The following is a 21,738-nucleotide window of genomic DNA, read 5'->3' on the forward strand; positions in this document are numbered from 1 at the left end:
TGGAAGCGATAAGAATTTTTGTCTTGACAACTGCGGCAGCGCCGCCGTATAAAGCCAGACGCTCTGAAAAATACAGAGGGCGGTATGCGCGATCTCGTCGCTCGATCGCGATGCGGATCTTTTCGCGCAAGCGAGGAGCTGCCAGTAGATTTATATCCCTCTTGCGATTGAGTTTGATGTTGCTTCTTCATAGGAAGTAGGAAACAGGCAACATCCGAGATTGAAGTGAGCGGTTAGCCAAGTTCCTCGCGAAAGCTTTCGGCAAGCCGTTATCAGTGAAGGCGGCAATTGAGCCGTTCAGTTCGCATACCCGCTCGATAAAGACACAAACGGAACTTCCCCTTCAAGGGGCATGAAAGTTCCGTGCGTCGAGCAAGAGAGCTCTTCAAGACCAAAAGCGATCTCTTCAAAACTTCGGAGGGATCACATCTCGGCTCGAAGGCCATTTTAACGAGTGTAGCTTCTCCTTATCGTGCGGCGGAGCTCATAAAACATCCGAAGGAGCGAGGGCTTACCGGGCAGGGCGCTTTCGAGTTCGGTTCGAAAAGCGGTGAGCTAGCAGTGGTTTCGCGTCAATTTGCCTTTAAGATAGGGAAGGGCACGCCCGAACCCAATGCCTGGGGAGAGACCGACCTCTACCGCCAGCAATCGGAGACCGCTCCAGCGGACGCGCGGTCTCGTCTAGCCAGGAATCCTCCGGCTGCGAGCCGTGGGGAGCGACGAGAAGCGGGAGCGCATCTCAGCGGCGGGCTACGTTCAACCGATCAGCGTTCAAAGAGAGAGCGCACGTGGTTGCGTCCGGCGACGGGGCCTTCGGTGCGCCTTGCGCCGCTTTGCAAAGGGTCATTCTTTTCGTTCGGTGGTGTCGGTTTCACTCGATCCGGCGCCACCTTCGTTTTTGTTTTCGGGGATTGAATTCGGAGGTAACAGAAAGATGTGGGTGGGACTCAACCTCTGTCCCGGCGGTATGACCCCCATCTTGCGTTCGCAACAGAACTTCAGGAGGCGTCATAACGATGAGGTATCGCATCTTTGCTTTAGCCGTTTCGCTATGTCTCGCCGCGGGGCTTATTTGGTCGTCGCTGCCGCACTCGGCGGCGCACGCCGAAGCTGCGCCGCCGACGCGCAAAGTGCGCGTCGAAAACCCAGAAGCTGGGCGCATGTTGCGCGCCGGCGGAGCGCGGTTGATCGCCGATTACGGGAGCTTCGCCCTGTATGAAGCGAGCGAGACTCTGGCCACTACGCTCAGCCAAACTGGGCGCGCCGAGTTGGCCGACGATTACAACCACATACTGCTGAACGCGGGCATCGTCAACACGGCTGCGCCGGAGACGAAAGCGCTCAGCAACGAGATCACCTACTTCGAAGGCAAACGCCTGCATCTCGTTCAGTTCGCCGGTCCGATCAAGCCCGAGTGGTACGACGAGCTGCTCAAGACGGGCGTCGAAGTCGTTACTTACATTCCGAACAACTCTTATCTCATCTATGGCGATGCGGCGAGTCTGAACCGCGTCCACGAGATGAAGACGCAAAGCGCCTTCTTGCAATGGGACGGCGCTTACCTTGGACAGTACAAGGTAGACCCAGCAGCGCGTGCCGCCCAAGTGGGCAAAGAGGCTCTGGCCAACGATCTTTACGCCATTCAGATGGTCGCCGACAAAGCGGCCAACGCCGATACGTTGGGCGTCATCGAGCGTTTCAAGTTGGATGAGATCTTCCGTCAGGAAGAGGCGCTCGGTTACTACAACGTCATCGTCCGACTAAGACCGGAAGCCTTGGATGAGATCGCCGCTCAACCCGAGGTCGTCTCCATTCAGCCCTACTTCATCCCGCAGAAGCGCGATGAACGGCAGAACATCATCGTCTCCGGCTTGCTCAACGGCAACGCGCCGAGCGGGCCTGGGTATTACGATCTGCTCGCCAGTTGGGGCTTCACACAGGAGCAGTTCGATGCCTCGGGCTTCGCCGTCGATGTCTCCGATAGTGGCATTGACAATGCGACCACCTCGCCAAACCATTTCGCGCTCTATCGTTTGGGTGTCCGTCCGGGCACGAGTCGCGTCGTCTACAATCGCTTGGAAGGCACGCCGAACACGGGCAGCACGTTGCAAGGGTGCGATGGGCACGGCACGATCAATGCGCACATCGTCGCCGGTTACATCCCGCCTTCGTTGAATGGCTTCCCGCATGTGGATTCGAGCGGCTACCGCTACGGGTTGGGCGTCGCTCCGTTCGTGCGAGTCGGTTCTTCCGTGGTCTTCGACCCAGACCGCTTTACGCGCCCGAACTACTTCGACCTTCAAGCGCGGGCTTGGCGCGACGGAGCGCGGATTAGCACCAATAGCTGGGGATCGCGTTCCAACACCTACACCTTGGACTCGCAGCAATACGATTCGCTCGTGCGCGATGCGCAACAAAGCGGCTCCGCCGTTCCTTCCCCGGGCAATCAGGAAATGGTGATCATCTTCGCAGCGGGCAATTCTGGACCTGGAGCTAACACGGTTGGAAGCCCGGGCACGGCGAAGAACGTCATTTCCGTTGGCGCTGCTGAGAACGTGCACCCGTTTGGCGGCAACGACGGCTGTAGCATCAGCGACGCGGAAGCCGATAGCGCCAACGACGTCATCTTTTTCTCAAGTCGTGGGCCGACCGCCGACGGACGCAAGAAGCCGGACATCCTCGCGCCGGGGACGCACATCACGGGCGGGGTCTTTCAGGTGAGCAATCCGCCTGTCAACGGACAAGCTGATTCATGCTTCGATGCTGGTGGCGTTTGCGGCGGTCCGGGAAGCAACTTCTTCCCCGCCGGTCAAGAGTGGTACACGACCTCTTCGGGCACGAGCCACTCGACGCCGGCTGTGGCTGGCGGTGCGGCGCTCGTCCGCCAGTACTTCATCAATAACTTCGGTGGCCCAGCTAGCCCGGCGATGACCAAAGCTTACCTGATGAACTCGACGCGCTACATGACCGGCGTTGGAGCCAACGACACGCTCTGGTCCAACAGCCAAGGCATGGGCATGATGAACCTTGGCCGCGCTTTCGACGGCGTGCCGCGGATTTTGCGCGATCAGCGCGCTGCGGACAAATTCACCGCGACTGGACAAGAACGGATCATCACTGGACGAATCGTTGATCCGACGAAGCCTTTCCGCGTGACCTTGGCGTGGACCGATGCGCCTGGGCCGACCAGCGGCTCGGCTTGGCGCAACGATCTCGATCTGATCGTCAGCGTCGGCGGGCAGACCTATCTTGGCAACGTCTTCAACGGCGCTTCTTCCGTCACGGGCGGAGCGCGCGATGATCGCAACAACGTCGAGAGCGTCTTCTTGCCGGCAGGCGTCAGCGGCCCCTTCGTCATTCGCGTGCGTGCGGCCAACATCAACTCCGACGGCGTGCCGAACGACAGCGATCCGCTCGATCAGGATTTCGCGCTCGTCGCCTATAACGCGCAAGAACAACCGTCCCCAGTGATCACGGGCGTAAGCGCCGACATCACCGTCGAGAGCTGCCCGCCGGGCAACGGCGTTATCGATCCGAGCGAGCGCGTGACGCTCAACGTCACCTTGCGCAACGACGGCACGGCGAGCGCTTCCAACTTGGTGGCGACGTTGCAGCCGTCGGCCAACGTGATCGCGCCGAGCGAGCCGCAAAATTACGGCGCGCTCGCCGTGGGCGCCTCCGCATCGCGTTTGTTCTCGTTTACGGCGGCGGGCAATTGCGGTGACCAGATCACGCTCACCTTCCGTTTGCAGGACGGTTCGTCTGACTTGGGCACGGTGACCTTCACCTTACGTCTCGGCCAACTCGTCGTCAATACGGCGTTTGCCGAAAACTTCGATGGCGTGACGCCGCCGACGCTGCCTTCCGGCTGGACCACGTCGCAAACTGGTGCCGCGCCGTTGTGGGTGACCAGCAACGTTGCGAGCGATACGGCGCCCAACTCCGCTTACAGCGCCAGCGTCCCGTCCGTGGGAGTCAATGAGTTGGTCACGCCGCCGATTAGCATCCCAACCAGCACGAACTTCCAACTCACATTCCGCCACCGTTACCTATTCGAGAGCGGCTCCACCATCGGCTTCGACGGCGGCGTGCTTGAGATCAAGATCGGCAGCGGTGGTTTCCAAGACATCATCGCCGCTGGCGGAAGCTTCGTCACGGGCGGCTATGTGCGTGCCTTGAGCACGAGCTTCGGCAATCCGCTCGGCGGACGCCAAGCTTGGACCGGCAGCACCAACAACGCCTTCATCACAACGACGGTGAACCTGCCGCCGAGCGCCAGCGGCCAAACGATTCAACTGCGTTGGCGCGCTGGGTTCGATCGGAGCGTATCGCCGACGGGGGCCGGTTGGTTTATTGATTCGATTCAGATCTCCGCTTCCAGCTACGTCTGCACGCCTTGCATGGGCGAGCCGAGATTGCTCACCAAGTCGCAACTTTCTTGTGGCCCAAATGGCGCGATCGTGGCGACGATTACGGTGAGCAATGCGGGCACTGGCGCGGCGAACGACGTCGTGTTGACCAACGTGCGGCTCGGCTCAACGTCGGGCACGCCATTGCCGCAATCTTTGGGCGACCTCGCCCCAGGCGCGTCGGCGACGGCGACCGTGCAGTTCCCGGCTGGAACCAGCGGCAACATCTTGCGCGTGGGGGGAACGTACAGCGGCGGCACGTTCGGCGGCGGAGCGCGCGTCACTCCGCCTAGCTGTCCGTAACGGCGCTCATGATCCGCACGAAACCCTTTAGGAGGTAAAAGTCGAAAATGAAAAGGAATCCGTTTGTGAGTTTGGCGGCGGCAGCAGCGTTCTTGCTGCTGCCCGTCGCGGTGAAGGCTGATCCGTTCACCTTCACGCTGAACAACCCAATTCAAACTGCGTCGCCCGGTCAAACGCTGAGTTTCTTCGGGACTCTTTCCAACGGTGGTCCGCCTATTATCTATTTGAACGGTACAAGCTTCAGTGTGCCGTCGGGCACGTCAGTCGACGACAGTCCCTTCTTCAGCAACGCTCCCGGGTCTCTTAATCCGGGGCAGTCAACCGGCAGCATCTTGCTGTTTGAAGTGACGATCAGCCCGAGCTTTACGGGGAACCTGATCACTGGCACGTTCTCGATCGTGGGTGGTCCGAACCAAGAGAGCCAGAACATCCTCGGGACGCAAGATTACCGGATCATCGTCCAGCAACAGGAGCCAATCCCCGAACCGGCGACCATGTTGTTGCTCGGAACCGGATTGGCCGGCGTCGCCATCGCGCGGCGCAAGAGACGTGCGCGCCGTTGAAGTGGGCGCTAAGTGATGAGGTGCGGATCATCACCGCTCTGCTCGGAGGAGAGGCTTTCTCCTCCGAGCTTTCCTCTTCTGTTTTTCCGCGCTGGATGACCAGCCCCGCCTCTTCAGCATGGAACCGTTGTGGACACTCATGGACATGCTCTCTCATGAACGGATGCGTGTCGCGGCTTATTTGAAGATTACGTGTTGCGGTAGCTCATGGACAGGCTCTCTCATGCGCGGCGCATCCCAGTGGGCTTGCTTCCTGCTTCATCCGCTGGCTTTGCCGCAGCGGCCACTGCCGATGGCAGCCCCTCGTCAATGCAAGAGGATCTGCAATTAAGCTACTACCGGCGAACTGGGGCGAAGCGTCCCCAGCAAGAGCGGCGCTCCTCTACTTAACGCTTGTGTGAAATAGAGTGGGTATTTCATTCGGTCTTGCAGATTTCATGGCGCCTGAACCGACGTCACTCGCTTTGCATCATCTCCGGCGTTGGAGGACCGCTTCGGTCGTGACATTGCAACCGGAATGCGATAGGATTCATCCAAACTTCCGTCGTGACGCGCCGCGTTCTTGAGCTGGTGCGTGCGCCTTGAACGCTCTCCCCCGAGCGTTATCGGCTCTCTGATGGGGGAAGAGGATCGGATGAGCGGCATGTCCCCCGATCGGATCGCTGGGCGTGCCGCTCTTCGAATTATGGCGCAAAAGGGGATACGGGGAGGGTTAAGATGCAAGCAGTCGAACGACAAAAGCCTTTCATCGTCGCGTTGACTTTGATCGTGGCGCTTGTCGTCGCGCCCGTCGGGGCGCAAACGCGCATCAGCGCGCCGAGCAATCGTTACAGCACGCGCGATGATGTGCGCCTCGGACAAGAAGCCGCCCGTGAGGTCGAGCGTCAGCTCCCGCTGCTCAGAGATGAGTTGGTGCAAGATTACATCGAGCGGGTCGGGCAACGTTTGGTGGCTGCGATCCCGCCGGAGTTTCAACATCCGGAGTTCCGTTACAATTTCAAGGTCGTCAACGCGCGCGACATCAACGCCTTCGCGCTGCCGGGTGGTCCTCTTTATATCAACCGCGGCGTGATCGAAGCGGCGCGCAGCGAGGGCGAAATGGCAGGCGTGATGGCGCACGAGATCTCGCACATCGCGTTGCGTCATGGAACGGCGCAGGCGACCAAAGCCCAATCGGCGAAGTTTCAGCTTCCGGCGATTGCGGGCGCTGTGCTCGGCGCGATCATTGGCGGCGGTCTCGGAGATATCATCGCCGGTGGAACGCAGACCGGACTCGGCCTCTACTTTCTCAAGTACAGCCGCGAGTATGAAACGCAAGCGGACGTGTTGGGCGCACAGATCATGGCGCGCGCCGGCTACGATCCGCGCGATCTAGCCAACATGTTCCGCACAATCGAGCGTGAGAGCGGACGCGGTGGCCCGGAGTGGTTGAGCAGCCACCCCAACCCCGGCAATCGCTACGAACGCATCGAACGCGAAGCGGCGATGTTGCGCGTCTCCAACCCGATTCGCAACGCTGAGGAGTTCGAGCGCATCAAAGCGCATCTGATCACGATGGGGCGCGCGCCATCGATGGCCGAGATACAGCGTGGCGGCGGGCGTTATCCGCAAGACAGCGGCAGACCACGCGCAGGGCGCGTCGAACCGCCGTCGAGTAATTACCGAACCTACACGGGAGGCACCCTCTTCAGCGTCAGCGTGCCCGATAACTGGCGCGAGCTGAGCGGAAACGGTGCCGTCATCTTCGCCCCTGATGGAGCTTACGGCCAAGTGCAAGGCCAGTTCGTCTTCACGCACGGCGTGCAGATCGGCACGGTCCGCGCCTCGAGTTCGGATCTGAGGCGCGCAACCGACGAATTCATCGCTTCATTGGTGCAGGGCAACGCGTATCTTACGGAGCGAAGCGGCTACCAGCGGGGTTATTTGAGCGGGCGTGAAGCGCTGCGAACTCGTTTGTCGGGCCAATCTTACATCACCGGACGAACCGAGGTCGTCGATGTTTATACGGCCTTGCTTAACAACGGCGATCTCTTTTACCTGATCACGGTCGCGCCCGATAACGACTACAGCGCTTTCCAAACGGCTTTCCGCAACGTCTTGCGTTCTTTGCGCATCAACGGCTGAGGCGAAAAACAGATCTCGCGGCGATGGGGCGGCGAAGACCGACAAACTTTTCGCTGCCCCGTTGCTCTTTGTCAAGCGTTGGCGCATCCTTCCTGCGACCGTAACGTATTTGGCCCAAAGCGAACTGTCTGCCCGCGCATTTCATTGAGCGAAAATTCGGTTGTGTGCAACGCGCGAGGTCAGCGCGTTCCTGAGATGCTTCCGATAGCGCGATGGGATCGAAAGCGAGCGCGAAAGATCGGTCGTGATGATGCCGCTCGTCTTTTCGCCACGAGAACAGACGATGCCTTTGCCGTCGGGCGACCAAGCGGAATCGAAGATCGAATTGGAAAGGAGGGCGTTTCGGCGGCGTGTCGGCCCACCGTTGAGCGACAGCGTTCGGATTTTTGACCTCCCCGCTCGTGACAGTCAAAGGCTCGAAGCCTTTAGTTTCACCGAAGCCAAACGCTCTGCTCCGAAACGAAGACGGGCGGCGAAGATACCGCCCGTCCCCTCTACCCGCTTTTGCCCCTTGATGGACGGAGGGAAAAGGATTTAACGGATCGGTGGCCCGATCAGGGCAACCCGAGGCGATTGACGATCACGCATCGCGTGTTGCTGTATGGTCCGACCACTGCCCCTTCGGGCGTGTCGAACAAGCCCGCGATGCGATAGAAATAGGTTCCGTTGTTGCGTCCTGTGATGTCAAAGGAGTTAACGCTTGCGCCGACCTCGGCCAGCGTGCGGAAATCATCGGCGCTGACACGTATGTCTTCGATGTACCAGCCAAGAGGCGCAGCATCCGGCGGACCGTTCAGCAGATCGCTCACCATGCGGAAGCGAAGCAGGATCGACCGTCCGGCGAAGGCTGAAAGATCGACCGTTCGCGTGCCGATGAAGTTATCTGCGTAGATGGCGACGGTGGTCCAATTCGCGCCGCCATCGGTGCTCACTTCGACGAAGCCGTTGTCGAAGCCGTCTTCAAAGTCCTGCGTCGTTGTGAAGGTGAGCGTTGCTCCGCCGGTCGGTAGCGTGATCGGGCTGCGCAGCGTGAGCGCTTCGTTTTGGTTCGCCAAATCGGCGATGTAGTAGGCGAGGCTTCCCGTGTTCGGATTGTTCTGCGTGGTCCACTGCGCGCTGCCGCTCCACTTCGAATTGCTTCCGGCGATCAGAGGTTCATCGGCGTTGTCGAAGAAGAGCGTCTGGCTGCGCGTTGCCTCTTGGATGCGGAAGCCGATGGGCAACGGTCCGCCGTTGGGCGGCGTGTAGCTCCAACGCAAGCGGTAGTTGCCGTTGGTGTCGGTGGGGCAACCGGTGGTGGCCGGTTGCTCCGTCCCTTCAATGGGGGCTTGATCGGGCGCAGCTAGGTTCGATACTTGCGCGCGCACCGCGCGATAGTAGAAGGGAACGCGCAACGTGCGCCCCGAGGAGGAGTGCGTCGCCGTGACGTACCACTGAAACTCCGTCGGATCGACCGTGATGCGACGCCCATCAGCGATGACGCGCACGAAGAAGGAGACTTGACCCCCTGCTGGGACGCTGACCGAATTGATCGGATTGCCGTTCGCATCGGTGAACGAGATTTGGAATCCCGGATTGTCCGCGTTGCGGTTGTTCTGGAAAGCGAGCGCATAGGGGCCGCTCCCGCCGCCGCGCGTGATGTCGCGAATGATCACTTCCTGCGTGCGCACGAGCGTCCCATTCAATCCCACCACTGGAACCGCTCCGAAACTGGCGCTCGGCAGCAGCACCTTGAGCGCGCCGTTGGCTTCGTATTGCGGCGGGTCGTTAGCTGGCGGCGTATACTCTTCTTTAAGCAGCAATGTTGGCGCGACCATGATGGCACGCGCGTCGAGCGCGCCAGCGACGTTGATCAAGCCGGCGCCCATGTCGTTGATGGACGCGACCGAAGCCGCGCCATCGCCTTGCGGGACGCCGCGTCCGTTGCGCAAGTTGGTTGCCGTGTTCATCAAGAGCGCGCGCGAAATGGTCACCGCATCGAACCGTTTCGAACGATACTTCGGATCGGAGATGTCGGTCGCGTCGAGTCTCAGTTCTTCGCGCACGCGTTGACGGATGAGCGCTACAGCACCGGCAGCGATCGGACCGGAGAAGCTAGTCCCATTGGCTTGCGTATAGCCGGTCGGACTTGCCAACCCGAGCGCTTCATCGGGCAAGCCGTCGGGCGTGGCCGCTCCGACGATGCCGACGCCCGGAGCCGTCACGTCCGGTTTGATCGTACGGAAGCGCGCGTTCGGATGATCATTGGGGCCGCGTGAACTGAAGCCCGCCATGTTCGGCTCGAAGGCGTCGAGCGTAATGCTATCGGAGAGGCGAAGGGGCAGCTCCGAGACGAGGCCCGGCGTGGGATCGCCTGCATCGTTGTCGGTGGACGAAAGAAGGTCGAGCAAGTATTCGCCGTCGTTCGGATTGATCGTATAAGTCGGAATGCCGCCCGCGACGACCACAGCGGTTGCGGACTCTACGGTAGTAACGATCAGAATCGCTGCTGGACGAAACGGCGCAACCGAATTAGCGATCGCGGCAAACGCGCCCGTCCCTTTGACTACGGCGATGCGATTGGTAACCGATGGCGGGATCGGATTGGCTGGATTGCGCCGATCAACGAAGACGTAGTGGGCGGAGAGCGAACCATTCGGCAGCGGTCCGCCGCCTGCGACCGGGAAGAGCTTCATGCCTTGTCGCGCGTTCGGTTGCGGCACGTTCTGCTCGGAGGCGGTCCCGGTTTCGGGTGGCGGTCCAGCCGTGGGCGCACGCGTCTCGCCCGGAATCTGATTGGGCGCAAGCACATCTGCGCCCGAAGTCGAGCCGGGATCGAGATTGGCTCCCACAGCGATGGCCAAAGTCGCTGCTGCTGGCGAGCCGACCGTGCCCGGCCCAGGGCCGCTGTTGCCTGCCGAGGCGACGACAATGGTGCCCGCCAGCGCGGCGTTGTTAGCGAAGATCGCCGTCGAGCCTTGTGGGTTGCCCGCTGTATCGCCGAGCGAGAGATTGATCACGTCGGCGACGGGTTTACGCACGGCGGTAGTCGTCAACGGGCCCCCGCTCGCCCCGACCAGTGTGTAAGGCGAAGCGGCATCTTCCATCGCCAACTCGATGTCGCCCAAGCATTGCGGCGCTGGTCCACAGACCTTGTAAGCCATGATGCGCGCTTGCGGCGCGGTGCCGTGAAGCTGCGTTCCGCTCGGCGTCGGTCCGATGCCGGTTCCGTCGCGTCCCGTTCCGTAGCCAGCGCGCGGCGGCGTGTTCCCATCCACCGCGTAACCGGCAGCGCACGCGGCCACCAGCGTTCCGTGACCGAAGTCGTCCGTCGGATCGCCGGGCGATGAAAGCGCGTAGTAGTAGATCACCTTGCGGTTGTCGTTTGGGCTTTCGGCCATACCGGAGATGCGCGGCAGCGGCGTGCTCTGACCGATACCGCCGAACATCGGGTGGCGCCAATCAACGCCCGAATCGATGATGGCGATGTTAATGTTCTGTCCTTCGAAGCCATCTCCGTTGCGGTTGGTCGAAGGCGCTTCCGGATGGCCCGGCGCGCCGCGCGGTTGCAATTGCTGTTCGTTGCCATAGACGGCCAATCGGCGTGCTAACGGGTCGAACTGCGTGCCCAATATGTAATCGATCGCGCGGTCGAGAAGGAACCTCGTCGGTTGCAGTTCGCGAATGGATTTGACTTCTGGCAGCGAGCGAAGTCGCGCCAGATCTTCAGCCGCCACGTAGAGCACCATGCCGTTGAACAGGTAAGTGAAGCGCCATTCCACGCGGCGCGTTGAACCGTCGGGTTGCGGCACGTCAGCGCGACGCAGCATGGCGCGCACGCCGCGTCCGGCGAGCGAGGAGAGAAACTGGTCTTGCGCTTGAACTAGATTGCGCGCGTATCCGGTGAGATCGTCGAAGGTCAGCGCACGCCCCAAATTTTCGAGCGAAAGGCGACGCAACACACCCGGCGTCTGATGTAATTCGACGAGCACCGGGCGCACTTCGCCGCCAACCGATTGCCGAAAATTGGCGAGATCCGGCGGCTCGGCGGTGATCAGTCCAGCGCTTTGCGGCGGTGCCGACGCCGCTTCCGACGAGCGCACGCCGACGGCGAGAGCTGCTAAACCGATCACTGCCAGCAACGTCAACAAAAGGCCGAACGCACTGCGACCTTTGCGGGAAAGTTCACGCTCCATGACTCCTCCTTTCTTCTTCGAACCTTTCGCAAAAGCGAGGCGATCATCGCTTCAGCGCGCGACGCCGACCGCGCGCATATGCCGCGAGACCAGCCACACCAGTGCCTAAAAGAAACATGGTCGCCGGTTCGGGAATAGCGTTAGGTGGCGCTTGCAATTGAGTTGCCATGAAGCGCGTGTAGAGGCCGAAGTTCCCCTCGGCTATCTGCCCGTTTGCCGGATTGCCGAAGGCGTTGTAGACGCGTCCCGTCTCGGGCGAAAAGCCCGCGAGGAAAAACTCGCGCCCTGTTCCGGTCGCCGAATTGATGACGATCTCGATCAGAAGATCGCCGAGACTTGAGTTGTAGATGAATGGGGTTGCGAAGTTGATAACTAAGTCGAAGTTGTTGGCGCCGGTCAGAGTTGCCGTTACCGGTCCGGAATAGACGATCGTGTAGTCTGATCCGCGATTGTTGGCGAAGTTGTTGCTCGGACTCGACGGCGTGGTTGGTGCCGTCGCCGCGTAAACGCTTAGGTTATACGCTGCCGGACTCGGATAGAAGCTCGTCGGCGTCGTGGTCGAGGCGAAGGCGATCTGTGTGATGCTCCAGACGCCCGGAAACTTGTTGCGCGTGTAGATCTGTTGATACGTTCCCGTGTAAGCCCCGTTGGTTTGAAAAGGGTAGTTGTTCGCGCTCGCGTTGCTGCCGATGATGATCGTATCGGCTTGAGCCGCCGCAGAGAGCAGAAGAGAAGCAAGCACAGCGAGGTAGAAAGTACCGCGTAAGTTGAGCATTCGATGGGATCCTCCTTTGCAAGTCTCCGTAAAACTAAAGATGATTGCCCAATGACGAAGAACGCCGAAAGTCGCATCCCTGCGCTCGCTAAAGACTGCGCTTCAGCAGACGAAAAGACCGAACACGCCTGCCGTGCCGCTCGCTTAGCTGACCTCGATCTCTTGACTCGCTAGACATATACGAAGCGAGCGTTCTTTTCGGATTTACCTCTTGCTGGATATATACGAACCGAACGCGCATCACGGATTCACTCCTTGGTCAGCAGCGATATCTTTGCTGTGTGATAAAGTTACAATCGCCCGCGGTGCCGATGGTTAAGTTTTTCTTGTAGAGAGATTAAGAAATAGTTATAGCGCGTCATCGGAACGGCTGCGAACATCCTTCGAGAATCGCTTGGGAAGTTTCTTCGTCGAACGAACTGCTCGCGCGATCTCGATTGATTTGCTTTGGTCGTGTCGCTGGCTGTCTTCTCAGTCTGCCTTTGGCTCACGTCGATTTAAGTCCATTTGTTGAACGAACCTTTGGCGAAAACCGGCGCGTGTTGAAGCGAAGGTCGTACGGTGGCATTAGGATGAAACGATCCGTCGATGAAAAGGCTGCCGGAAGTGGCGTGAGGTTGTCCGCTAGCTTTAGCGGGCGTGCGTCAAGCGTATGTGGTTGGATATGATCCAGGGTTTTTCAGCGATCAGCGGGATATCTTCGAGATAGACCTCGACGCGATAGGCACCCGCTTCGTTCGCCTGATGTTCCAGTAGGTTTGTGTGGCGCATCTCTTTGATCACGGCGCCGTCTTTAAGCAGGAGTATGCGTGCTGGTAGGGGCGTTTGCGCGCGAAGCAAGACGGGGCGTTCATCGAGCGCAAGGGCGTCGCCCATGATCCACCGTTTGCCGTCGCTTTCGGCGGAGAAAAGAAACCCCGTCGGATCGGAGAAGAGATCGAACGCGATGTAACAATGTCCGCGCGCGATGGCCGAAAGGAGCGATGTTTGATCGAAGCGTTCAGCGCGTTCGATGAGCACATGATTGCGGACCAAACGGAAACTGACCTCGTAGGGATCGAATTTGATCTCGAATAGCGGTTTGCCGGAAGAGTAGAAGAGACCTATTCCGATGTTGGCGTGCGCATCGTTGCCTGCAATGGCAAAGGTAGCCCGACGGCGTTGCGCTTCATCCCATCTCTTCAAAACTTCGGTTGGCCTGCTGTTGAGGCGCGTGAAGATGAGATCGGGGTAGCTTTGCCAAGACCATAGCGCATCGAAGACCAAAAGAGACATCCGCCAGCGCCGCGCGTCGGTATAAAGGTTGTAAACTTCCATCCCATCGAACTCCGTTTCTTGCCACGCGTGCGACTCGTCCGGGTAAGCGACGACAGTGGTTACTCCTTTGCTCCGCGCGCGAGCGATGAACTCGGCAGTCTTCATCTTTTCGGCATCATCTGCCGAAGCATCGCTTGGGAAGACGAGCAAACGATCGCCGTCGGCGGTTTTCACCTCGTTGCCGTTGATAAAGAGCACGCCATCTTGAAAGCCTTTGAGCGTCGCCTCGGCGGTGGAGACGTAACGCGCAGGATGTTCCGTCATGATGATGAAATCGAGAGCGTTAGCGCGTGCAGCGCGCACGATCTGCTCGAACGTGCCGCTGCTGTGTCCGCCGAGCCAAGAGTGGACGTGAATCACGCCGCGGTAATCTTTGAAGGTCGTTTCTGTCGCGGGATGTCTTTCGGCGGCGAGCCTGTCGATTTCGGCGCGCAAACGCGCAAGCTGTTGCCGCCGGTAGATGAAAGGCGCTTGCGCGAGCGCGGCGACCAAGAGGGCGATGGCGATGCGTTTAAGCGCGCGCATGCAACGCTAAACTTAACACGAGCTTTTTGAACGAGGAAGGATCAAACGCCGTGCAAGCGCCAGCGTGCGCCGGCGATGCGCATGTGAGGCGGAAACTCGCGGTGCGTGCTCATCAAGAAGGCGCTCGAACTCGGGAGCAAAGCGTTGCCGTGTGTTGCGAGCAGGCGGACGATGCGGCTAAAGAGCGACGAACCGTAGTAGTAGCCATCGCGCAAGCTGACCAGCACGTCAGCCGTGTTGACGACGCGCGGCTCGAAGATCGAGCCATAGAGATTGGCGAGCGCATCTGGATAGGTGTGCTCCGCTGTCCAACGGTACCACGTGGCATCTTCGGCGTAGCCATCTGCTCCGAGCTGCCCGCATTGACGCATCCGGCGTGCGGTGTCGAGAAGTTCGAGCGGATCGTCTTCTTCCGCCTCGTAGCGGTAAGAGGCCGAACCGATGTCCGATCTTCGAGCCCGAATTCGTGCGCGCCCTCGCGGGCCGACAAGCGCCAGTTCATCGCCGTCGGCATAGAGGGAGAAATCAACTCCTTCCAATTCGGCCATGTGTGCGGCGATTTTTGCCTTCTCGTTGGCGTCGCAATAGATCGCTACGTATCCGCACAATCCGAAGGCGGGGATGCAGACGTCGCGTCTCGCGCGCAGGCGTGAAACAACGCGATAGCCGTGGCGTTCGAGATGAGTGCGGACGTGAACCCGACGGTTCTCCACAAGGTTCATGCCGTGATCGGAGAAAAGAAAGATTTCAGTTCGATCGCCTTCGCGTTTACACATCTCTTCCAGCAGTTGATCTAGCTTTTCGAGGGCGCGAAGCAGCGCTTGTGAGCCGCAGATGTGCAGCATACCATCAACGCCTTTCAAGAAAGCGAAGAAATCCTTGCCGGGCACCGTTTGTTGAAAGCGGCGGCGGAAGCGCTCGAAATCGGCGTGGACCACCCTATCGGGCGCAACGTAAACGAGGAACTCGCAGGCTAACGGCTCTTGATAATCGAGCAAGCGCATGTACGACGACGGGATTTTGTCCGGCGTGCGGCGTCCGATGTACTTGCGCGCGCCGCCAGCCAGCGCTCCGCTTCGACGATCGAAATAGAGGCTCTCGTAACCGAGCGGAGCGCTTTCGTCGAACATCAACGAGAGCGCGATGTTGGTCATGGTCGGGAAGGGGGAAAGGAGCCGTGTTGGTCGGTGAAAGCGCGCGAAGAGGCCGCGCTTGCGCGCCATCGCGATCAACTCGAATGGCACGCCATCCAAGCACAAAAGCAGACGGCGCGGGCGCTGCCGCGCTGTTTCCGGCTGAGATCTCGCTTTCATCGGCAGCTGATTCTCTTCAACCGGCGTCGGAAAGAGGGCGTGCATCGTTCATCCTCCGTCGCGCGCGTCGCGCGTTGCTCCTGCGAATCGTGCGCCTCGCTCTTTTGCCAGAAGTCATCTCCCGCACCACGTTTTGGCCCCGCTCGCGCTTGCTCAATGCGCTCTTTTGCGCTTCGCTTGTCGCTGAATCTACTCTTTCACGCTCCAATGTCGCTGAAGGCGGTGATCGTTCACCGGCGTTCTTCCGCCCTTTCGCTGAACGGTTCGCGTAAGCCTCGCTGCGCCAGTTCGTGTGCGTCATAGACGTTGGGTCGTGCGAGCACAGCGCGATACTGGACCATCGCTTCGGCGCGCCGTCCAGCGAGATCCAGAGCCTGCGCAGCGCGAAGGCGCGCCATGGTTGCCAAAGAAGCTTCGGCTCCCGAGGCAGTCGCCGCGGCGAGAAACTCCTGCGCCGCGCGCATGGGCTGTCCCAGCGCCATCAGCGCTTCGCCGAAACGGAAGCGCACAAGGTCAGGGGCGCGCGCTGGGCGTTCGCGAAGCAGGGCGTCGAAGTTAGCGATGGCCTCGCGTTCCGCCGCTGTCGCTTTTTCGGTTTCGCCCGCGCGTTTGAAATCAACCGCGCGCAGCGCGAGCGCATCGGCCAGTTCGAGTTTGAACAGGTAGTTGCGCGGGTAACGCGCCGTCAATTCGCGCGCGGCGTTGAGCGCGTCTTCGATGCGCCCCTCGCGTTTGTAGATCGCGATCAGAATCACGCGCGCGTCATCTTGTGCCCAACGTCCTTCGCGCGCGACTCTTTCCAAAGTTTCGATGCCGCGCCGTTTCGAGCCACGATGGCCGACGATGCTCGCCAGCAGCTTCACTGGCAGCGGGAGACTGCCGACCACGTAGTCGTAAAGTCCAACGGTCAATTCCGCGTCGCGATACGAAGGATCGAGTTTCAGGAGTTCGCGGTGGCGGTCCACAGCGGTGTTGCCCTCGCGCAGTGCGGGGATGAACCGTCTTTCGACTGAACCGGCGAAGGCCGCGCGCAGGGCAGCGGTTGCGCCCAAATAGTAAAGCGCATCTGCGTCGCGCGGGTCTTTTTTCAAGCGCGCTTTGGCGAGCTTCTCAGCCCGATCGGTCAGCAGCCTAAACTCTTGTACCGTGCGTTCATCGACGCGGTCCTCGTTTTGGGCGTAGAAGGATTCGGAGTTGTAGAGCGATGATTGCAGTCGGCGCGCTTCGTTGAGCTTTTGCAACCAAAGTGTGGCGGCCAGTTGATACGGTCCAGCCGGATGGTCGGAGAAGCGACGCGCCATTTCAGCGAAATGTTGCCGCGCTCGTTCGTAATCGAGGTTGTAGAGCGCCGTGCGCCCTTCGGCGCGGAGCCTCTCGAACTCAAGCTCTTGCGCCCGTGCGTTGCCGGCGACCAGAAGGATAGCGAGAACAAATACGCTTCGTTTCATGGCGACTCCTTCCCACAGCTCGATTTCAGCGCGACGCTTTCGCTCTTAACGAGTTGCGCGGTTGGGCGAAACTCTGGATCTGCCGCGCTCCGATGCCGATCAAACCTTCGCCTGATCGCTGAACGGCTCGGTGAAACATTCGAGATATTTTACGCCTGCGCCGGTGTTGAAAAGAACCACTCTGTCGTGCTTGTCGATCAAGCCTCTTTCGATGAGTTTTCGGAGTGCTGGCAGACAGGCGGCTCCTTCCGGCGCGACAAACATGCCTTCGGTTTCGCCGATTTCGCGCACAGCGGCGAGCATCTCTCGATCCGTCACGGCGACGGCCGTTCCGCCGGAGGCGCGCACGGCGTCAAGAATGAGAAAATCGCCGATGGCGCGCGGCACGCGTAAGCCCGAAGCGACCGTCGTTGCGCCGACAAACTCTTCCGCATGGCGTTGGCCGCGTTCGAACGCGCGCACAATAGGAGCGCACCCGGCTGCTTGCACGACGATCATGCGCGGGCGTTGGTCTTTGATCAACCCCATGATCTCCATCTCGGCGAACGCTTTCCACATGCCGATCAGTCCGGTGCCGCCGCCCGTCGGATAGATGATCGCGTCGGGAAGCTCCCAAGCGAATTGCTCGGCCAGTTCATAGCCCATCGTCTTTTTGCCCTCGACGCGGTACGGCTCTTTGAGCGTCGAAACTTCAAACCACCCTTCCTGCTCTTTGCGCCGCGCGATCTCGGCAGCGCAATCGGTGATCAGCCCATCGACGAGCTGGACGTGCGCGCCCATCTGCTCGCATTCGATGATATTGGCGCGCGGCGTGTCGCGCGGCACGATGATGTGCGCTTGCAGACCGGCGCGCGCAGCGTAGGCCGCGAGCGCGCCAGCGGCGTTGCCCGCCGAAGGGACGGCCAGCTTTTGTGCGCCGAGCGCGAGCGCCATCGAAACAGCTGCCGACATGCCGCGCGCCTTGAAGCTATGCGTCGGATTCTGCGACTCGTCTTTGACGTAGAGTTCACGCATGCCGAGCCGTTCGCCCAGCCGCCGCGCGTGCACGAGCGGCGTCCAACCTTCGCCGAGCGTGACGATGTGTTCGTCGTTTTCAATCGGCAGCACTTCGCGGTAACGCCACATGTCAGCCCCTCTGCCCGCCAGCGACGCGCGCGTCAACGTGCGAGCGGCGCGTTGCAGATCGTACTTGACAAAGAGCGGCTTACCGCAGCGAGCGCAGAGATTGAGCAAGCGGCGTGCCTCGTGTTCCAATCCGCACGCCGCGCATTCCAGATGAGTGACGTTCATCCCTTTATCTCCGAGAAAGTGTGATTCGAATATCTCATGTCGATGCGAGAGCATCTGAACTCGGCCAATCGCACCACGCGGGAGGATTATGCCACTTGGAGCGCTTATCCTGCATCTGATGTTGCGCCCGGCGTTGATCGGACAGACTGCATTTAATGCAGAATCCTTGAAGCGATCGTTCTGCATTCGACGTTGCGCTCGGAGCAGGTCTTACCCTCGACGAACAAAAGTCACCGTTTGGGATTCGGTTGCCCTGCGGAGTTTTGCGCGCTGCGCGTTCAGTTGGCGAACGGTTTCCGTCTGTTTGGTGCTCCGGCGCTTTTTGGCGGATCGCACAGCGGATGTGTTAGATTGATCGGTGAAATGGCGATCAAGTTGCTCGCGCTCGATCTGGACGGAACGCTTCTCACATCACACGGCCAAATCTCTCAGGTGAATAGACGGGCCATCGACGAGGCGCGACGGCGGGGCGTGCACGTCGTGCTCGCTACCGGGCGCAGGTTCCGCGATGCGCGTCCTGTGGCGCTCGATCTGGATCTCGGCGACGCCCCGATCATCGCGCACAACGGCGCACTGACGAAACATGCGCGCACGGCGACGACTGTCGCCGCGCGGTTGCTGCCGCTTGAAGCGGCGCACGCTGTTTTGCGCGTTGGACGCGCGTGCGGCGCGGATGCGATGGTCAGCGACGATCCGCACGGCGCAGGGCTGCTCGTGTACGAGCGAGCGAGCGAAGGGAACAGGGAACTGGCGAGGTACATCGAATGGTCGCGGCGCGTAGCAGGCACGGAGAGCGAGGTCCTCGCGGTGCCATCGCTCATCGACTATCTGGACCATGACCCGGTCCACATCGCTTTCGCTGGCGGGTGTGCGACCATGAACGATCTCGGTCGCGTGTTGGCTGCCGAGCTGAACGGGCGAGTACGCATCGTGCGCACTTTCTACACGAAAAAGGATTTCGCCCTGCTCGACATCATCAGTCCGCAAGCCTCGAAAGGAGCGGGGTTGGCCGCGGTGGCCGCCGAATACGGGGTTGCGCGCGAAGAGGTGATGGCCATCGGCGACAATTTCAACGATCTCGAAATGTTGGAATTTGCCGGCACAAGCGTCGTGATGAGCAATGCGGAGGCGGACTTAAGCCGCGGGCGGCCGTTTCATTCAACCGCTTCCAACGACGAAGATGGCGTCGCTTTGGCCATCGAGCGGTTCATCTTGAACGATTGACAGGCCGTCCCTTTCGATGGAGGCGCGATTGGGCTTCGTCGCCTTGCAAAAGCGCCACCTCGCGACGCTGCCCGTAGCGACGTTCAATGCGATCAGTCGCTCGTCGCTCTTCCGGTCGCTTGCGCATCCGTGATCAGGGGAACGTTCTCCATGGTCCGTTCGATCAAACGATCGACGACGGCGCGCAGGTCTCCCGTTTCGCGGTAGACGTGCAGTTGCTCTTCGGCTGAAGTCGCGCGGTCGAGAATGGTGTAAATGTGTTCGATCTCTTTGCGCGAGCCGAGTTCATCGACCACGTCGTCGACGAACTGAAGCAGTTCGCGAATCAGGTCACGCGCCGGAACTTCCTTCTGTTTACCGAAGTCGATGAGCTTGCCGTCTAGCCCGTAACGCACGGCGCGCCACTTGTTCTCTTGGATGAGCATTCGACGGTAGAGACGAAAGCCCAAGTTCTGCTCGATCAGTTTATCGAGTTTGGCGACGATGGCTTGAAAGAGCGCAGCGATGGCGATGGTGTCATCGATGCGCGTTGGAATATCACAGATGCGGAATTCGAGCGTCGGGAAGAACGGATGAGGACGAATATCCCACCAGATCTTTTTGCCATTATCGATGCAATTAGTGCGGATCAATAGATCGACGTAGCGCTCGAAGGAGGCGTAAGAATCGAAATGGTCCGGAATGTCCGTGCGCGGGAACTTCTTGAAGATCTCCGAACGGTATGATTTAAAACCGGTGTTGACGCCGAGCCAGAAGGGCGATGAGGTGGAGAGCGTCAGGACGTGCGGCAGAAAATACCGCGCCGCATTCATGATGTGCATGGAGCGCTCGCGGTCTTCGACGCCGACGTGCACGTGAAGACCGAAGATCAAGAGCGAGCGCGCGACCACTTGTACCTCTTCGACCAGCAGCTCGTAGCGTTTGTCTTCGTAGATCTTCTGGTCGATCCAATGGGAGAAAGGGTGGGTCGAGGCGGCGACGATCGCCAGACCTTGCTTGCGCGCCAGATAAGAGACGATCGCGCGAAGCCGCGTGATCTCGCGACGCGCCTCTTGAATGTTCTGGCAGACGCCCGTGCCGACCTCCACCGTCGATTGGATCATCTCAGGTTTGATCTGTTCGCCGAGGAGCATACGCCCTTCGGCGAGTATCTCGGAGACGTGTGAGCGCAGTTCGCGCGTTGCGGGATCGACGATTTGGAACTCCTCTTCGATGCCAAGGGTGTACTTGCCGAACATAGCCCCCTCCCCCTGCGTTTAGCGTCCCGGTCGGATAGCTTGAAGTTTACAAGAAATCCAAGCCGATTGCAGCAGAAATTTCTCGCCAGTCCGGGCATCTTCTCAGCAGTTTTTCGCCAAAAAGGTGGCCGAGGGCAGTGGTCATCGAAAAGACCGGGCTCAGGCGGTCGAAGTGCACGCTCCAGCGATTGCGGGGGGCGTCTTCGAAGACGAGGTGCAACGTCGCTTCAGCTCGCGAACGTTCGAAGAAGCCGGTGATCGCGCTGCGCTTGCTGGCCCACCGGCTTTCGCGCAAGCGCGGGCAGTCGCGCGCTCGTCGGAGCAGTGAGGCATGTGCTGAAAAGCTCGCCCCGACGCCGCCCGTGCCGTACAGGTTTTCGATCTTTCGCACTTCACTCCAAAGATCGAGGTCGCAAAGTCGCGCAGCGAGAAGAAACAGGCTTGCCCGTTTGTCCGGCGCGAGCGAATCGAAGGCTGTGCGGTCGTCGCCGTGCGAGTAGAGTCCGGCGAGCTTGCCGGCGAAGCAGCGACGCAGCTTGCAATCGAGCGCGTTCCAGTCGGAGGCTATCGTGTGGCGAAGCGATTCGCCAGCATCGCTTTGCGGCCAGCAAGGTGATCGGTCGGCGACGCGATCGTTTCGCGCCGGGAGCGGAATGGGCCGCGCCGTCTTGCCGAAGAACATCGTGAGCCTCTTCAATCACGGCTCGATGCGCGGCGAATGGCCTCTTCAAGGCGCGCGCGCTGTTCATCCGTCAGACCGTCGAATTCAACGCCGACGCCGCGCCCTGGATTGCTGTAGACGACCCTGCCGCGGATGATCAGCGGTTCTTCCCCCAAAGGAAGGCGCAGCGTAAGCATCGTGCCTTCTGGCAGAACGGTTTGCGTGTTCATGTAGAGTCCGCCGACGCCGATGTCGCGCGTGTTCGCTATGCCTGTGCCTTCGTGTCCTTCGAAGTAGAGATCGATGATGAGTCGCGCGCGATCGTGGCGACGCCGTTCGTCTTGAGGCAAGTTGGCACCCATGATCTTCATTC

Annotated in this window: 13 protein-coding genes; 4 read left to right on the top strand and 9 right to left on the bottom strand. The window is 60.2% G+C overall.

Going from position 1 to position 21,738, the window contains the following annotated elements; all coding sequences use genetic code 11:
* The first annotated feature begins 1,016 nt into the window (after positions 1 to 1,016).
* The 3 genes from C4334_RS02760 (at position 1,017) to C4334_RS02770 (ending at position 7,399) form a co-directional block, all read left to right on the top strand.
* Positions 1,017 to 4,712, top strand: a complete 3,696-nt coding sequence (locus tag C4334_RS02760; RefSeq protein WP_352430554.1) for a S8 family serine peptidase — start codon at positions 1,017 to 1,019, stop codon at positions 4,710 to 4,712.
* Positions 4,713 to 4,759: 47 nt separating this feature from the next.
* Positions 4,760 to 5,275, top strand: a complete 516-nt coding sequence (locus tag C4334_RS02765) for a PEP-CTERM sorting domain-containing protein (protein ID WP_352430555.1) — start codon at positions 4,760 to 4,762, stop codon at positions 5,273 to 5,275.
* Between the two features lie 717 nt (positions 5,276 to 5,992).
* Positions 5,993 to 7,399, top strand: coding sequence for a M48 family metallopeptidase (locus C4334_RS02770; RefSeq protein WP_352430556.1), 1,407 nt, complete (start codon positions 5,993 to 5,995; stop codon positions 7,397 to 7,399).
* A gap of 554 nt (positions 7,400 to 7,953) precedes the next feature.
* Here C4334_RS02770 and C4334_RS02775 read toward each other — a convergent pair.
* The 6 genes from C4334_RS02775 to C4334_RS02800 all read right to left on the bottom strand — a co-directional run bounded on the left by C4334_RS02775 (position 7,954) and on the right by C4334_RS02800 (position 18,242).
* Positions 7,954 to 11,574, bottom strand: a complete 3,621-nt coding sequence (locus C4334_RS02775) for a S8 family serine peptidase (protein WP_352430557.1) — start codon at positions 11,572 to 11,574, stop codon at positions 7,954 to 7,956.
* Positions 11,575 to 11,617: 43 nt separating this feature from the next.
* Positions 11,618 to 12,349, bottom strand: coding sequence for a PEP-CTERM sorting domain-containing protein (locus C4334_RS02780; RefSeq protein ID WP_352430558.1), 732 nt, complete (start codon positions 12,347 to 12,349; stop codon positions 11,618 to 11,620).
* A gap of 630 nt (positions 12,350 to 12,979) precedes the next feature.
* On the bottom strand, positions 12,980 to 14,191 hold the full coding sequence (locus C4334_RS02785; RefSeq protein ID WP_352430559.1) for a CehA/McbA family metallohydrolase domain-containing protein: 1,212 nt from the start codon (positions 14,189 to 14,191) through the stop codon (positions 12,980 to 12,982).
* Positions 14,192 to 14,232: 41 nt separating this feature from the next.
* Positions 14,233 to 15,504 carry an alkaline phosphatase family protein gene (locus C4334_RS02790; protein ID WP_352430560.1) on the bottom strand — a complete coding sequence of 424 codons (1,272 nt, stop codon included), beginning with the start codon at positions 15,502 to 15,504 and terminating at the stop codon, positions 14,233 to 14,235.
* 230 nt (positions 15,505 to 15,734) lie between these two features.
* The gene (locus C4334_RS02795) at positions 15,735 to 16,952 is read right to left on the bottom strand and encodes a tetratricopeptide repeat protein (protein WP_352430561.1); all 1,218 of its coding nucleotides are present in this window, start codon (positions 16,950 to 16,952) and stop codon (positions 15,735 to 15,737) included.
* A 99-nt stretch (positions 16,953 to 17,051) separates the two neighbouring features.
* Entirely contained in the window at positions 17,052 to 18,242 is a 1,191-nt protein-coding gene (locus C4334_RS02800; RefSeq protein ID WP_352430562.1) for a threonine synthase, read from the bottom strand.
* Between the two features lie 363 nt (positions 18,243 to 18,605).
* Between C4334_RS02800 and C4334_RS02805 the strand changes: the two genes are divergently transcribed.
* A complete protein-coding gene (locus C4334_RS02805; protein ID WP_352430563.1) occupies positions 18,606 to 19,466 on the top strand; it encodes a Cof-type HAD-IIB family hydrolase in 861 nt (286 codons plus the stop codon).
* A gap of 92 nt (positions 19,467 to 19,558) precedes the next feature.
* On the opposite strand, the gene C4334_RS02810 is transcribed toward C4334_RS02805, so the two are convergent.
* Genes C4334_RS02810 through C4334_RS02820 form a run of 3 tightly spaced genes read right to left on the bottom strand, consistent with a single transcriptional unit; the run spans position 19,559 to position 21,736 of the window.
* Positions 19,559 to 20,704, bottom strand: a complete 1,146-nt coding sequence (locus tag C4334_RS02810; protein ID WP_352430564.1) for a carboxylate-amine ligase — start codon at positions 20,702 to 20,704, stop codon at positions 19,559 to 19,561.
* A gap of 46 nt (positions 20,705 to 20,750) precedes the next feature.
* A complete protein-coding gene (locus C4334_RS02815) occupies positions 20,751 to 21,386 on the bottom strand; it encodes a hypothetical protein (RefSeq protein ID WP_352430565.1) in 636 nt (211 codons plus the stop codon).
* An 11-nt stretch (positions 21,387 to 21,397) separates the two neighbouring features.
* Positions 21,398 to 21,736, bottom strand: a complete 339-nt coding sequence (locus C4334_RS02820; RefSeq protein WP_352430566.1) for a PilZ domain-containing protein — start codon at positions 21,734 to 21,736, stop codon at positions 21,398 to 21,400.
* Positions 21,737 to 21,738 lie beyond the last annotated feature (2 nt).

Origin of the sequence: Pyrinomonas sp. (assembly GCF_040289685.1) — a bacterium.
GTDB lineage: Bacteria > Acidobacteriota > Blastocatellia > Pyrinomonadales > Pyrinomonadaceae > Pyrinomonas.